Source organism: Saccharibacillus qingshengii, from assembly GCF_013185195.1.
In the GTDB taxonomy this organism is placed as follows: Bacteria; Bacillota; Bacilli; order Paenibacillales; family Paenibacillaceae; genus Saccharibacillus; species Saccharibacillus qingshengii.
Window position 1 is genome coordinate 133,207 of record NZ_JAAZWC010000006.1, and the last position, 14,186, is coordinate 147,392.

Annotated in this window: 10 protein-coding genes; 4 read left to right on the top strand and 6 right to left on the bottom strand. The window is 60.8% G+C overall.

Annotated features, from left to right (window positions below; translation table 11 throughout):
* Nucleotides 1-251 precede the first annotated feature (251 nt).
* On the bottom strand, nucleotides 252-2,312 hold the full coding sequence (locus HRQ60_RS07490; protein WP_172195033.1) for a S9 family peptidase: 2,061 nt from the start codon (nucleotides 2,310-2,312) through the stop codon (nucleotides 252-254).
* A 398-nt stretch (nucleotides 2,313-2,710) separates the two neighbouring features.
* Here HRQ60_RS07490 and HRQ60_RS07495 point away from each other — a divergent pair, with 398 nt between their 5' ends.
* Nucleotides 2,711-3,487, top strand: coding sequence for a hypothetical protein (locus HRQ60_RS07495; protein WP_172195034.1), 777 nt, complete (start codon nucleotides 2,711-2,713; stop codon nucleotides 3,485-3,487).
* A 102-nt stretch (nucleotides 3,488-3,589) separates the two neighbouring features.
* Here the strand turns inward: HRQ60_RS07495 and HRQ60_RS07500 are convergent, their stop codons facing one another.
* The 5 genes from HRQ60_RS07500 to HRQ60_RS07520 form a co-directional block, all read right to left on the bottom strand.
* The gene (locus tag HRQ60_RS07500) at nucleotides 3,590-4,660 is read right to left on the bottom strand and encodes a phosphotransferase enzyme family protein (RefSeq protein WP_172195035.1); all 1,071 of its coding nucleotides are present in this window, start codon (nucleotides 4,658-4,660) and stop codon (nucleotides 3,590-3,592) included.
* A 40-nt stretch (nucleotides 4,661-4,700) separates the two neighbouring features.
* A complete protein-coding gene (locus HRQ60_RS07505; RefSeq protein ID WP_172195036.1) occupies nucleotides 4,701-5,570 on the bottom strand; it encodes a phosphotransferase in 870 nt (289 codons plus the stop codon).
* 218 nt (nucleotides 5,571-5,788) lie between these two features.
* On the bottom strand, nucleotides 5,789-6,424 hold the full coding sequence (locus HRQ60_RS07510; RefSeq protein WP_246281208.1) for a GNAT family N-acetyltransferase: 636 nt from the start codon (nucleotides 6,422-6,424) through the stop codon (nucleotides 5,789-5,791).
* Nucleotides 6,425-6,457: 33 nt separating this feature from the next.
* Nucleotides 6,458-7,426: a GNAT family N-acetyltransferase gene (locus tag HRQ60_RS07515; protein ID WP_172195037.1), complete on the bottom strand. Its 969-nt coding sequence runs from the start codon at nucleotides 7,424-7,426 to the stop codon at nucleotides 6,458-6,460.
* 426 nt (nucleotides 7,427-7,852) lie between these two features.
* Nucleotides 7,853-10,201, bottom strand: a complete 2,349-nt coding sequence (locus tag HRQ60_RS07520) for an FAD-dependent oxidoreductase (RefSeq protein WP_172195038.1) — start codon at nucleotides 10,199-10,201, stop codon at nucleotides 7,853-7,855.
* Between the two features lie 149 nt (nucleotides 10,202-10,350).
* On the opposite strand from HRQ60_RS07520, the gene HRQ60_RS07525 reads away from it, so the two are divergent.
* The 3 genes from HRQ60_RS07525 (at nucleotide 10,351) to HRQ60_RS07535 (ending at nucleotide 14,143) form a co-directional block, all read left to right on the top strand.
* Complete coding sequence (locus tag HRQ60_RS07525) at nucleotides 10,351-11,160, top strand: AraC family transcriptional regulator (protein ID WP_172195039.1); 810 nt, start codon at nucleotides 10,351-10,353, stop codon at nucleotides 11,158-11,160.
* A 213-nt stretch (nucleotides 11,161-11,373) separates the two neighbouring features.
* Nucleotides 11,374-13,323 (top strand): cache domain-containing sensor histidine kinase, encoded by a 1,950-nt coding sequence (locus tag HRQ60_RS07530; RefSeq protein WP_172195040.1) that lies wholly within the window; start codon nucleotides 11,374-11,376, stop codon nucleotides 13,321-13,323.
* Entirely contained in the window at nucleotides 13,295-14,143 is an 849-nt protein-coding gene (locus tag HRQ60_RS07535; protein WP_172195041.1) for a response regulator, read from the top strand. Before HRQ60_RS07530 ends, HRQ60_RS07535 begins: the two co-directional genes overlap by 29 nt.
* Nucleotides 14,144-14,186 lie beyond the last annotated feature (43 nt).

Here is a 14,186-nt window from a genome sequence, read left to right on the forward strand (position 1 = left end):
AAAAAGAAAACAAATACCCGAACGAGCCATTGTTTCTCGAAGAGGGATGTGGTATTCGAAACTTTTTATCATAGCAGGGTTAGTGGGGTGGAGGATGTGAGATAGATCACGGGGTGGAGGGGAGGGGCGGAGGTACATGCAGGCACTGCCCGCTGCTCCGGCTTCCGGCTGTACGCAAAAAGCCTGCCGAAGCGGCAGGCTTGCATACGGGATTGTGAGGAGGCGGAGAAAATCCGGCAGGGAAGCGAAACTTACAAATGCTCGTCCATCCATCCCGCGATATACGACAGCCGCGCCACCCGCAGCGATGGGTGGCCGCCGCGGGACAGGTCGTGGCTGGCGCCCGGGAAGCGAACCAGCCGGGTCTTGCGGCCGAGGCGCTTGAGCGCGATGAACAGCTGCTCGCCCTGTTCGATCGGGCAGCGCAGGTCCTGCTCGCCGTGCAGGATCAGCAGCGGCGTGCGCATCTGCTGCACGTAGGCGAGCGGCGAATGTTTCCAGAGCAGTTCCGTGTCCTGCCACGGATCGCCGCCGATCTGGTCTTTGGTGAAGTACGGGCCGATATCGCTGACGCCGTAGAAGGAGATCCAGTTCGAGATCGAGCGCTGCGTCACGGCCGACTTGAAGCGGTCCGTGTGGCCGACGATCCAATTGGTCATGAAGCCGCCGTAGCTGCCGCCCGTTACGCCAAGGCGCGTCTCGTCGACGTAATCGTAGTTCGCCAGCGCGTAATCGACGATCTCCATCAGATCGCGATAGTCGCCGCCGCCGTAATCGCCGCGGCAGGCGTTGACGAATTCCTGGCCGTAGCCGTGTCCGCCGCGCGGATTGGAGAAGAGGACGGCGCAGCCTTGGGCGGCAAGCAGTTGGAACTCGTGCATGAACGTATGGCCGTACATCATATGCGGACCGCCATGGATCTCGAGGATCGTCGGTACTTTCTTCGGTTCCGAAGAAGAGTCTGCCGCACTGAAGCCGACCGGCTTCATGATCCAGCCCTGGACTTTGAGGCCGTCCTGCGTGTCGATCCAGAACGATTCCGGCGCGCTGAGTTCATGCTCCCCCAGCCAGGCGCTGTTAGCGTCGGTCAGACGCGTTTCTTCTCCCGTATCCGGCGAGAAGCGGTACAGATCGCCCGGATTCAGCGGATCGGAGATCGCCACAACGAATCCTCCCCGGTGGTCCGGCGTCAATTGGTACACGTCGCGATCGCCTTCCAGCAGCACTTCGTGACCGGAGCCGTCCGCCGCGAAGCGGGCCAGACCGGCGCTGCCGTGACGCGTGAACAGCGCGTACACCGAACGGCCGTCTTCGGCGAACAGCGGTTCGGGCGAACCGAGCCCCGAGCGCATATCGCCGACGACAAAGTTGCCGATCAGCAGATCGCGGTCGTCCGCCAGGCAGACGATGTCTCCGCCTTCGGCCGGGATACTGTACAGCCGGTTCAGCGTCGCATTGTGATAAGAATGGTCGCTTGCGAAGAACGCGATCTTCGAACCGTCCGGCGAGAAAGCCGGCTGCCCGACGCTCCAGCTCGAATCGGTCAGCTTCCGGCGGCTGCCACCGGAAGCATCCGCGACGTACAGATCGCTGATCCACAGCAGATCCGGATCGACCCCGTCTTCGCCGTCTTCCGGAATATAGGCGGTATAAGCGATCGTTGAACCGTCCGGCGACCAGGCGAAGCTGCCGATATCGAACGCGCCGGAGGTCACCGTCTTCGCTTCGCCGCTCGCGGCATCCACGACGAACAGATGATTCCGTCTGCCGTTCCACAGTCCCGATCCGTCGCCTCGGTAGCGGATCCGGTCGACTACCACTTCTGCGAGCGGCTTGTCCGGTCCGGACACGTCTGCGTTCGGTTCGGTGGCCGATCCGCTGCCTGGATAGGGAACTTCCTCGTCGGAGCCGCCGAGCGCTGCTTCGGACTGCGAAGAGACCAGCAGTCTGGAACCGTCGGGAGCCCAGGCGAAGTCTCCCGCGCCTTCGGGCAGATCCGTCAGCACGCGGGCTTCGCCGCCGTCTGCCGGAAGCAGCCAGATCTGGCGCTTGTCGCCCTGTTTGCGGACAAAGGCCAATCGGCTGCCGTCCGGCGACCAGCTCGGGGAAGCATCCTGCTCGCCCGATGTGAATACCGTGTCTTTTGAGCCGTCAGGCGAAAGCACTCGGATTCGTGTGTGGTAGCCGTCTTTTGCTGCGTTGACCGTCCGTTCGGTGTAGACGATGCGTCCGTCCGCTTTCGAGACGTCGGGTGCGCCCACCCAGACGAAGCGGTAGAGATCTTCCGCGGTCAATCCGCGTTTTTCGCTCATGGTATAGCCCTCCTGTGTCGGGTCTGCCCTGGTACCTTATCAACACTAAAGGTAAGGTTACGCTCCCCTGAGATTTCGTACTTGAAGCGTGTACGAAGTCTCCGACGGAATTGTTAGTTCAGGAAAACGTAAACCTCGGATTAAGAGTTGAAAGGGTACTAGGCAGCCGGCAAACTTTCTTTATATGATAAAGCAACCGTCCGCGATCGGCAAACCGGACCTGACGCGTATTCCGGCGAAAAGGGAGGGGCTTTTTTATTTTCCCGAAAACGTGTTCTGAGACCATTGATTCATTGGCTGTTGGTTAAATATACAGTAGAATCTATATCAATCGGCAATTGAAAATGGAAATGCTCACTTTCGGAAAGCGGATGGGCCGATCCGAAAGGGAAGGGTGAATGGAAACTCGAATGAAGGCGACGGAAGAAATTTTACGGGTATGGAAACGTTTTGATGAGTTTCCGATGGAGACGATCACGAAAGCCTGGCTGCATGCGAATGGCGAGCCGTTCAAGCCAAGAAGCGTAGCTCGAATGCGCGAACACCGTATCCAGTACGGCACATCCGGGAACTGCTTCGATCTGGCCCTGTGGCTCATGGACGAGCTGCGGAGCGAAGGGGTCGTGTGCTACCCGGTCGGCGACCACCTGGGTACCGAAGACGCGCATGCGGCCGTGATTGCGATGGATGGAAGCGGAAGACGGTATTTGTGCGACCTCGGCGACCAATGGCTTCAGCCGATACTCGTCGATCCGGATACCGAAGGATACAGCGAATCGCCGCTTTCCGGCTTTTTTCCCGGGGCGGATATCGCGGTCGCTTCGGACGGCGGCAGAGCTCTGATTCGCTACATCCGTCCGGGCGGCAAAGAAAGCCATGCGGAATTCAATCTGAATCCGGCGGGAGAATCGGAATTTCGGGAAGCCGCCGCTTACTCGCAGAGTCTGCTGTCGCTGCCGCTTGTGGAACGGCGTATTCGCCTTTGTAACGACCGGGTCGTGCATTGGGAGTATGAGAACGGTCAATCGCAGATCAGCAGCGACCGTGGATTGTTCCATGAGAGCGATCCGTTCGGGGACGAGACCTGGGCCCGGCGCATCTCGCGGCGGTCGGGGATCGACGAGCGGATCGTGCAGACGGCGCTGGACCTGTATGCGGCGGAAGGTCTGCTGTAGACGGACACTTATCTAGGGTTCAAAAAAGGACGGAACGCGGCAGGGGGCCGCGCTTTCCGTCCTTTTTTGTCTGGGAGCCGCGCGGCCTTCGCCGCGTCTTGGTTAAGCTTCCGGGATGACTGCCGCGTCTTGGCCGATCTCGCTGCGGCGGAATTCTTCCACAAAGCCGGCGAGCCAGTCTTCGCCGAAATCCAGGGCTCCGTCCCACATCGGCGCAAGCTCCGCGTCGAGCCCCATGGTCCAGAAGCGGCGGACGAGCGCGAACGTTCCGACAGCCGCTTCATCCGCTTCCGTGAACGGACGGATAGAACGGTAGCCTGCCAGGAACGCCTGCCACAGCGGTTCGATCTGCTCGGCAGACTGCCGCTTGCGGTTCTTGACCTGAGCCAGATCCCAGGCCCGCCAACCGGGTGCGGCAAACTCAAAGTCGAAATGCGCAAACCGATCCGCCTGCCGCAGCGCGTTGTTGTTGCCGTGCATGTCGCCGTGGCACAGTCCGAAATCCAGCCCGTTCGCCGCGGCTTCGGCAGCAGCCGTCTCCAGCCCCAGCGCATAGCGGCGCAGGAAAGGAGCCTCCGGATGATCTTCGCCGATATAGCCAAGAACGATCCGGAGCGGGCGGCGGAGCAGCATATCCAGGTCTGCCGGAGCACGCGGCGGCAAAGGTTTTCCGTTGGCGCCGTCCGCCCCGGTTCCGGCGGACAGTCTGTCCATCGCTGCGTGGAGAGCGGCGGCGGACAGGCCGAATGCGCGGCAGGCTTCTTCGCTCTGCAGCGGATCTTCCGTACCGTCCGCTTCTTGGAACAGCGCCGCAAAGCGGATGCCTTCCGGTGCCTGCAGCGCCGAGTACAGCCTGCCGTCCGACAGTCTTACCGCAGGCGAAGCCTCGGCTGCCGTGCCGGACAATTCGCTTTGCAGCCGCTCAAGCAGTTCCAGCTCAAAGACGATCTCTTCTTCGAGCGCTTCGGCTCGGTATACGCGCAGCATATAAGCGCCGCCGTCCGCGGTGCGCACCCGGTACGTATCGTTCAAGCCCCGCAGCCAATAGCGGCACTCGCTCCAGGGACCGAGACCGTACAGAGGCTGCAGTTGGCGCTCCAGATAAGCGGAGCGCAGGATAGATCGGCTGGCGATGTTTTCCTGCTGGATTTTTTTCGAATAGGATGAAGGCATGGTTCAAGGTCTCCTTTGTGTGCCGTCGTTCTTTTTCTGTTTACCGCCGGTATAACGTCTTCCAGTACGTCCAGGCTTCCAGGTAACCGGCCAGATCGTGCGGATGATGCTTGACGCTGAGCCCGGTCCGGCAGTACAGCTGGATCAGCGTTTCTTCGATCAGCCGCGAGCGGTCGGCCGTGCCCGGTTCCAGTTGTTCGTAAGCGTTCATCAGCGTCTCGATATTCAGATCGTCCGGCGACGAGCAGAACGCGTACAGAAAATCGTACAGGATCGGCCCGACCATAGGCGAAGGATCGATCACGCCGACCAGCGCCTCCTCGCGGTACACGAAGTTGTGGACGCCGGTGTCTCCGTGCAGCAGGTATTTTCGGCCTTGGCCGGCATCGTGTTCGAATAACCGCTCCGCGGCGGATAACACATCCTCGTAATCTTCTTGCGGCAGAGTACCGTTCAGATGGATCCGGGCTTCTTCGATGCCGAAGACGTTAAACTCTTTCCAGGTTCTTCTCGGTCCGTATCCGATCCGTCCCCACGGAGCTTCCTGTTCGCATTCTTCATATCGGTTCAGCAGTTCTTTCGTCAGCCGCGCCATCCAGTCTTTTTTGGCTCCGCGATTGAAATGGGTCGTGCCTTCCATGAATGTATAAGCGAAATAAGAGCCGTCTTCGGCCGTGAACAGAACCTTGGGCAGCAGCGGCGATCGCTCGTAAGCGCGAAGCAGCCGTTCGACGGTGCGGATCTCGCCGGGCGTTTCGAATTTTAGAATATAAGATTCGCCCCGCTCGGCGTCCAGCTTCAGCACAAGGCCTTCGGTCGTCCCGGACAGCTGACGGATATGGGTGATTTTCTCATTGATTCCGTGTTGTTGAAAAAGCGCACGGATATCGTCCAAGGTAAGTTCGTTCATGGGTCGTGCTCCTTCAAGGTCTATTGCAGAGATCCGGTCGGATCAGCCCGCAGCCGAACATCCTCTCGCCGCAGTAAACGGCCAGGCTGGAGAAGCCGTGCAGGAGCTGCGCTTCCGCGATGGAATAGACGTTCAGCGCCGCAAAATAGTTTTGTTCCGGTGTGGCAGCAAGCTCGTTTTGAACAGAATGAGGCAGCAATGGCTTCTTTGTCGTGTGGCTAAACGTCTGGCAGCGGCCGGATCATATGAATATCCAGCGGCTCTTTCGCCAGCATGTCCGGATCGGGGTCCGATGTATATTCGCTGCCCATGCTCCGATAAAAACCGACGGCCGAGCTGGTTTCGGTAGAAGAGATATACAAGGACTTCGCGCCGCGAGCGGACGCTGTGCGGCTGAGCAGCTGCATCAATCTCGTAGCGATCCCGCGCCTGCGATAAGGCCGACCGACGTACATCAATTCAAGCGTCAGCATATCGGCCTGGAATCCCGGAGGGCGGTGGCCCAGCAGAGCGAAGCCGGCCAGCCGTTCCCCGTCGTAAGCGCCGACAGCCGCGCCTCCGCGTTCCAGCTCGGAGAGGAAGCGGAGCCGGAGTTCGTCAAGCTGTTTTTTATCCCAGCCGAGGCACTCGTGTCCGGCTTCGGTCCAGATTTCGCGTCCGTTTTCGATGCGGCAGATTCGCTCGATCTCTTCGGAACGGTCGATATCCGCGAGGCGGCCGACGTCGTCGCTTCCCATCGTGCGAAAAACGATTGCCGGACATTTGCGCGGTGACCCGTTTGGCGTTGTAGCTTCCAGAGTAAAAGGCGACGATCCATCATGGAGAGCATGAGCATTCAAAGAACGGGTGTCCATCGAAAATTCCCCTTGTCTATCCAAAGATAAACGCTACAATTCCACCGCGTAACGCTGCTCTTCGGTCTCGATCTCGAAGCCTGCCGCCTGGTACACGCGCAGGGCGTCTTCGTTGAGCGCTTCGACGTCCAGCTCGGCATCCGCGCAGCCGCGCGACCGAATCTCCGACAGCGCCCGGTTCAGCAGAGCCGAAGCCAGGCCGCGTCTGCGATGCTTCGAGCGCGTCAGCACTTCTTCGATCTCGCCCGTCTCGCCGTCCGATACCCAGTACATGAGGCTTGCGGCCGCCTTACCGTCCGCGTGAATCTGGAGCATCCGCCAGCCGCTGCGCGACGACAGATCGCCCAGTCGATCCGCCCCGATCGGCGTTTCCGGCCAGATCTCCATGTCCAGCGCCAGATAGTCATCGGCCAGTTCGCTGCTCAATACGTCGTATTCGCGCCAGGTGTAACCGTCCGGCAGAGGGAAAGCATTTGTAGACCCCTCCGTGCCCACGGTTGCGTCGGCGTCCGGCGAGCGTCGCTCCGCGAATGTATGGCACATCCGATACTGCCGCTTCAGCGGCGAGAATTCCGGGCGCGAGGTGAAGTAACCGGTATTGGCCGCTTCTTCCGCGTAGTTGCCGAAGCCCAGCAGCGTGCCGTGCGTGTCGGGAAGAAGGGCTTTGAGTTCCAGTGCCCGGGCATGCAGAACCTCGTACATCGCGCCGAGCAGGTTCGTATCGGTTTCGCGTTCAGGCAGCGTTTTTAAATTGAAAAAGATCCGGTGTTTGCTCGACGGTTTCGCTGTAGGCGGCATGGTGCTGAATACGTCCACCTGGCCTTTGGCGATGATCTTGTCGTCTTCGAACGCGCAGTAGACGTTCGGCCAGTTCTCCGGATCGCCGACCCACCAGAAGGTGACGCGCCGTCTTTCGGCCGTTTGATTGTAAAAGGCACCAAGTGCCGGGAAGTCGCTTTCGCGAAAATGTCGGATCGAATAAGCGGAAGCCGTAGGTTGCATGGAAATGAAGTCCTCCTTAGGAACATCTGAATTTGTGGAATGGGATTGCATGGAAATGGAATCCTCCTCTCCGGCGGGCAGCCCGCCTGCTTTCAGTATGCCTCAGAAGAGCAGGGAGAAATGAACCGTTCTTGCGCAGATCGGAACAAACGAGCGAGGAGCGGGATCGGAAAACGGACACGGAACGGGAATACTTGGCTGCGGATCTTCAACGCCTGCACGTAAAGTGCGGGCGGTATCGAGTTCCGGCCGCCCAACGGCATAAGCAAATACGCGCGTCTGATAGCCCGGGGGCCATCAGACGCGCGCTGCATGTGAAGGTAAATTGCGGTTGGGGAATCGAGTGCGGCCGGTAAACGGCGCGAGAGACGAACAGAGAACGAAAGGGCGACCGCCGGAACAGAGCTTCAGACCGACCGCCGACCGTCAATCGGCGGTCGGTCGAATCTCCGCCGCGGCTTCCGGGTCGCGCTCGTACACGCGGATCTCGATCAGTTCCGCATAAGGACTGCCGTTGGTCGCTTCGACGACCAGGCGCAGGCTGCGGAGCGGAACCGGCTGCGCCAGCTTATGGACGATTCGCCGGCGGCGGTTGCCCTGCCCGGAAGCGAGCGTCGTCCATCTTGCGTTCGAATCCTGCGTATCGTCCGTTTGGGCGGCTTCAAGCCGATAATCGCGAATCAGCTCGGGGATCACGTCGAAATCCGTGCGGTGGTGATGCAGGTTCACCAGGTCTTCATTGACGTCGTCGTTGAACGTCAGATGAATCTCGGCGACGTGCTGCGGCTCGTCCCAATCGAGCCGCAGCCAAGGCTCGATTGGCGGTGCGGAAGCTTGCTGCGCGCCCGGGTTCACGCCGCCGTCCATCCGCTCCGACCGCCACATCTGCGGTCCGGCGAACGGGCGGTGATAACCGTTCACTGCGCGCTCCGGCGCATAGGCTTCCGTCGCCGATTCCAGGCGGAAGCAGAACGGCTTCCGCGCCATGCCGTGCATCTGCCATTCGACGATCGGCTGGTCGGCCAGGCGGTCCTCCAGATCCTGCGAGACCCGCGCCTCGCCGCCGCGCTCGAAAGCCAGTACCCCGCTCAGCGGCTCGGCCGACCGGTACAGCCGCACGGCCGTATTCGCCCGTACGATCAGGAACGCGTTGCGCGGCGTCTCCGGCCGCCCATTCAGATCGAAGCGCACCCAGCGCGCTTCGCCGCCTTCGACGGAGACGGTCGCCGCCGCCTGCCGGGTATGCGGCACATAGTTCTCGCCGCGGCCGGTGTCCCACAGCTCGGCGGTCACTTCGGCGTCTTCATCCGCCGACAACAGCAGGGACACGCCGGACACGCCGGGGTCCGCCGGGAAGAGCAGCGCCGCGTCGCGCGCAAGCGGATGCGCTTCGCCGGGCGTCTCCAGCGCGAGGCGCCGGAGCGCGCCGGACGCCGAGACCGCCGCGCCGCGCGCCAGGTCCGCTTCGTCGCCGCTTCGCGCGCCGACGATCGAGGCCCCGCGCCGGATCAGCGTCCGGCGCAGCAGATCCGTGTGCCGCGCGCGCAGCTCGCGCGGCGTCACGCCCAGGGCCGAGCAGAGCGCGGCCCCCGTGCCCGCGGCCTCGCCGATGGCCGCGCAGGTCGCCATCACGCGCGTCGTGCCGAACGCGACGTGCGAAGCGCTGATGTTGCGGCCCGCCATCAGCATATTGGATACGTTCGCGGAATACAGCGAACGGAACGGGACGTGGTACACGCCGTCCATATGGTAATGCTTCGAACCGCTTTCTTCGGCATACATGCCCTGCGGCGGATGCAGGTCGATCGACCAGCCGCCGAACGCCACGCCGTCGTCGAATGCCCGCTGCGCGACGATATCGTTCTGGTTCAGCACGTAGTCGCCGACGAAGCGTCGGTACTCCCGTTTGCCCGGCAGCGAACCGACCCATTCGAGCGTCAGATTGCCCGCATCGAACCGGCCGGAGTTTTTGATATAGTCCCAGATGCCGTAGATGACCGAAGCCAGCTCGTCGCGAATCTGCTCGTTATCATGTACGGTGTCGTGCTCGCCGCCCCATTCGATCCACCAATAATGGCAGCCGGAATCCCCGCTTCGGATCATCCGTTTGAGCGGGATGGACGTCTGCGAGATGTCTTTGGCAAAAGACGGCGGAACAAACTTCACCGGCCGGCCCGCGTCCTGGGTGTAGAAGAGCATCGTACTGCCCAGCGTGATATCGTCTGCGATCTCCGGCGCCCATTCCTCGTTATAGGTGCTGCGCGCTTCGCGCCCGAGCATGTACCGGGCTCCGGCCAGAAAACCGAGCAGGCCGTCGCCGGTACAATCCACGAATACCCCGCTCCGGAACGCGATCCTGCGCTCCGAACCCATCATCCATCCGACCGCCGAGACGATACGCCGGTTTTCTTCCGGTCCTTCCGCTTCGACTTCGTGCACGTCCGTATTCAGGAACAGCGTCAGATTCGGCTCGGCTTTTACCGCTTCGAGTACGACCAGATCCCAGAGATACGGATTGCCTTCCGGATTGCGATACTGGTTCTCCAGGAACAGTTCTCCCATGATGCCGCTCTCGCGGGCATAGCGGTTGAGGCCGTGCGCCGTCGCTCCGCATACCCAGACGCGCACTTCGCTGCTGGAGTTGCCGCCGAGTACCGGACGGTTCTGAACCAGCGAGACCGATCGCCCCAGCCTCGCCGCCGCAATCGCTGCACAGACCCCGGCCAGTCCGCCGCCTACCACCGTAATATCGCTTTCTATCGTTTCGTTTCGCATGTCTTCACGCTCCTTTTCGATTGGGGGATATCCATAGTTTCAGCATAGGAGGAGCAGAGAAGCTTTTACATGCAGAATTCAGGCGCATGGCTTATACTTTATTTCAGTTATCCCTGCGTTAAGCGAAACGGAGCAAAGGAGGCGAGGAGATGCGGATCGTCGAGCATGTTTACTGGAACGGCAAAGTCCGTTTCGATCTGGCGGAAGACCGCTACGGGCTGTGGACGATGTTTGTGGTAGAGGAAGGCACATTCCGGTTCACCGTCGAGAGACCGGAGATTCCGGCCAACGAAGCTCCGCTGCCGGTTCTGCCGCTTGACGGCGAAGCGGGGTTCGGTTCGGCCGTGCTGTGTCCGCCCGGAGGGAGGCTGCGCCGGGAAGCGATCACCCCGCTGACGTTCCATTACGTGCAGTTCGAATGGGAAGCGGCCATCGACGGACCCTGCGGATTGGAGCCGGGGCTGATCGCGTTCGAAGACGTCCGGCGTCTGCGCTCGACCTGCGCACATCTTCGGGAGGCGTCCGAGCGGAATCCCAAGGCCGAAGGCCGCTGGGTCGCCCATCTGACGCTCGACCTGCTGCTGCTGTACGAAGCCGAACGCCGCCGGGCGGTCCGCCCGGAGCGCCGCTTCAGCGAAGACGCCCTCATGTCGCGGGCGGCCGCCGCAATCGAAGCGCGCGCCGGAGCGCCGCTGCTCCTGGAAGCGCTGGCCGCGGAACTTGGCCTTAGCCCCGTCCGGCTGACCCGCCGCTTTCGGGCGGCGTTCGGCGAGACGCCTTCGCATTATTTAAAAGCCGTCCGGCTGCGCGAAGCCCGGCGTCTGCTCGATGATACCGAATTGACGCTCGCCCAGATCGCCGAACGCTGCGGCTACGAGAACGGCTTCTATCTGAGCCGCGTCTTCACGCAAGACACCGGAATGCCCCCGTCGGAGTATCGGCGCCGGCGCCGGATCTGAGACGTCCGCCTTACGCCTGCTGCCGGCTGCGCCGCGGCCGGATAGAACAAATCTACGCGGTTTTCGAATGTTTCCTGCCCGTGCCAGTGCCTCGTGTCCGCCTTGTTGCACATATCCATGCAATTTGAGACGAATCCGGCCCGGCCGCCTTCCTGCCGGCGGCCGGGTGGTATAATGTAGGCAATTCCCCGTTTGTGAAGGAGCGAGACGCCGATGTACAGAAAGCCTTTGCCTGTCCGGCTGCGCCGGGCGTCCTGGAAATCGCTGATGCCGCAGAAATTGAAACATCGGCTGTTCGCCGCTTTTGTACTGCTGATTCTGGTGCCGTTTGCGCTGCTCAACGTGTACAACTACCGCCAGATCGAACGGCTTGTCGAAGAGAAGATCAGCCGGCAGAGCCGGGAGCAGCTTGTTCAGCTCAACCGGATGCTTGAAGACCAGATGAGTATCGCCTACAAGACGCTTATTTTTCTGGAGCAGGATTCCTCGGTTCGCAGTGCGCTCCAGCATCCCGAAGCCCGCACGTCGCTCGACAATCAGGCTTTGGTCGAAGAAAAATTCAAATCGCTCGGCAACAGCTTCTTTCTCTATAATCCGTATGTCTATTTCACGCTGCTTGATTTTTATGATAGCGTTTACACTTCTTATCCGCCCCGCAAACAGCTTGAATACGCGCCTTACCGGGAGCTGTTCGTTTCCCAACTGGGCGAAGCTCCTTCGGTTCCCGGATCGCCGGGCGGGACTTCGGCCAAGCCGTTCGTTCCCGGCGAACTGCCGGCCTCGGATTCCGCCGCGCCGGGCGGTCTTTATTACCGCTGGGATCCGCGCGACGGGAACAATATTCTGCGCGAAATTTCGTCGGGACCGTACCTGCTGTCGCTGTACGCCTATATGCGCGACGACAGCGGCAGGCCGTACGGCCTGGCCCGGATCGCGATCGATTATTCGTCCTGGTTTCGCTCCGCGCTCAAGGAATCGCCGGGCGGACAGGAGTATTTCCTGATGACGGGTACGGGAGAGCGCCTGGCCGGTTCGACGGAAGACGCCTTTTTGACGGAATCGGTCACGAAGGCGATTCGGGCGGGAGGCCCGCAGCGGTATGTGACGGACCGGGACTCGGGGATGCTGGTCAACTATGTTTACGTCGAACCGCTGGACTGGTACATGGTAAGCCGGATTCCGCTGGATGTGCTGTTTGCGGAAATTTCGGAGCTGAAAAGCCGGTATTTTCTTACCTTTTACGGACTGACCGCCGTGTTTATCCTGTTTGCGTTCATGATCTCCGCCGCATTCACCCGTCCGCTGTCGCTGCTGCAGGATCGTATGAAAGAAGCCGCGAGCAAAAATCTGCGTGTACGGATCTCCGAGGAACGCAGCCGCGGCGAAGTGCTGGAGCTGACGCGGACGTTCAATACGATGCTGGACGATACGCACGAGCTGATCCGCCGGCTCAAAGCGGAGGAGCGCCAAAAAGAAGCCGTACGCGTGCATATGCTGCTGGCCCAGATGAATCCGCATTTTCTGCTGAACACGCTCAATACGATGAAATGGAGTTCGATCCGCAGCGGAAGCGACGATATTACCGAAATGTGCGTCTCGCTTGGCAAGCTGCTGGAAGCGAGTCTCGCCTCCGAAGTGGAGCTGATCCATCTCAAAGACGAGATCGAGCTGGTGCAGGCTTATCTGCATATCCAGCGGATGCGCTACCGGGACGCTTTTACGGTGACCTGCGAGTTCGACGAAGAACTGGAGTATGCGCTTGTGCCGAAGCTCAGCCTGCAGCCGCTGGTGGAGAATGCGATCCGGCACGGCGTGGCGAATCTGCCCGCACGGGGCGAAATCGGGATTCGCGTGTACCGCGAAGACGGAAGACTGACGCTGGAAGTCGAAGACAACGGGATCGGGATGGAGCAGTCGCGCCGGTTGAAAAGGGCCGGAGAGCGGCAGGGAATCGGGCTCCCGAACCTGAAAGAGCGCCTGCAGCTGCTGTACCGGGGCGAAGGCGGTCTGGAGACGCTGCCGGGCAGCTCTGCCGGCACCCGTGTCCGTGTCCGGATTCCGTTTCTGCTGTCGACGCCTTACCGTTCCGGCGCCGAACCGTCCGGTCCGATTCTGAGCGAAAGGGGAGAAGAACATGTGGACCGTACTGCTGGTGGAAGATGAGGTCTTTGTCCGGGAATCGGTACGCGAGATTATCTCCTGGGAAGAGCTGGGGTTCCGCGTGATCGGGGAGTCCGGCAACGGGGAGGAAGCGCTGGATATCATCCGCCGCGAACGGCCGGATCTGGTATTGTCGGATATCGTCATGCCCGGGCTGGACGGACTTGAGCTGCTCAAGCGCGTCCGCGCGGAAGGGGTGCGGAGCAAGTTCGTGATGCTGACCTGCATGGGAGAGTTCGAATACGTGCGCCAGGCGATGGAATACGGGGCGTCCAACTATATTCTGAAGCTGTCGATGAGCGTCAATTCGCTGCGCGATACGCTGCGCAAAGTGGGCGCCGAATTGACCGAAGCGGCGGGCGAGATCGGCGGCGAAACGTCTTCCCCAAGTCCGGAGGCCCTGCCGGAAGACGGTGGAGAGCGTTCGTACCGGGACACGTTCCGGCCGCAGCACGAGAGTGCGATCGCCCATCCCGAAGTGCGCCGGATCGTCGAGTATATCCATACGCACTACGAGAACGATATCACGGTCAAGTCCATGTCGCGGTATGTCATGATGGGCGAGAATTACGTCAGCGCCCTGTTCAAGAAGAAGACCGGTTACACGCTGATCTATTATCTGCACGGCGTCCGGATTGCCCGGGCCGCGGAACAGTTGAAGGAAACGGATCTGCCGGTCCACGAGATCGGCCAGCGGACGGGTTTTGCGAACGACAACTATTTCATCAAAATTTTCAAAAGATGGACCGGCGTCACGCCCAGCCAATACCGTCATCTGGCCGCCGCGGACGAACGGACCAGCAGCGGTAAAATCGGCCGATAGAAGAAAACGCAGTGCCGACGCCGCTTTCCTTTTTCGCAAACTG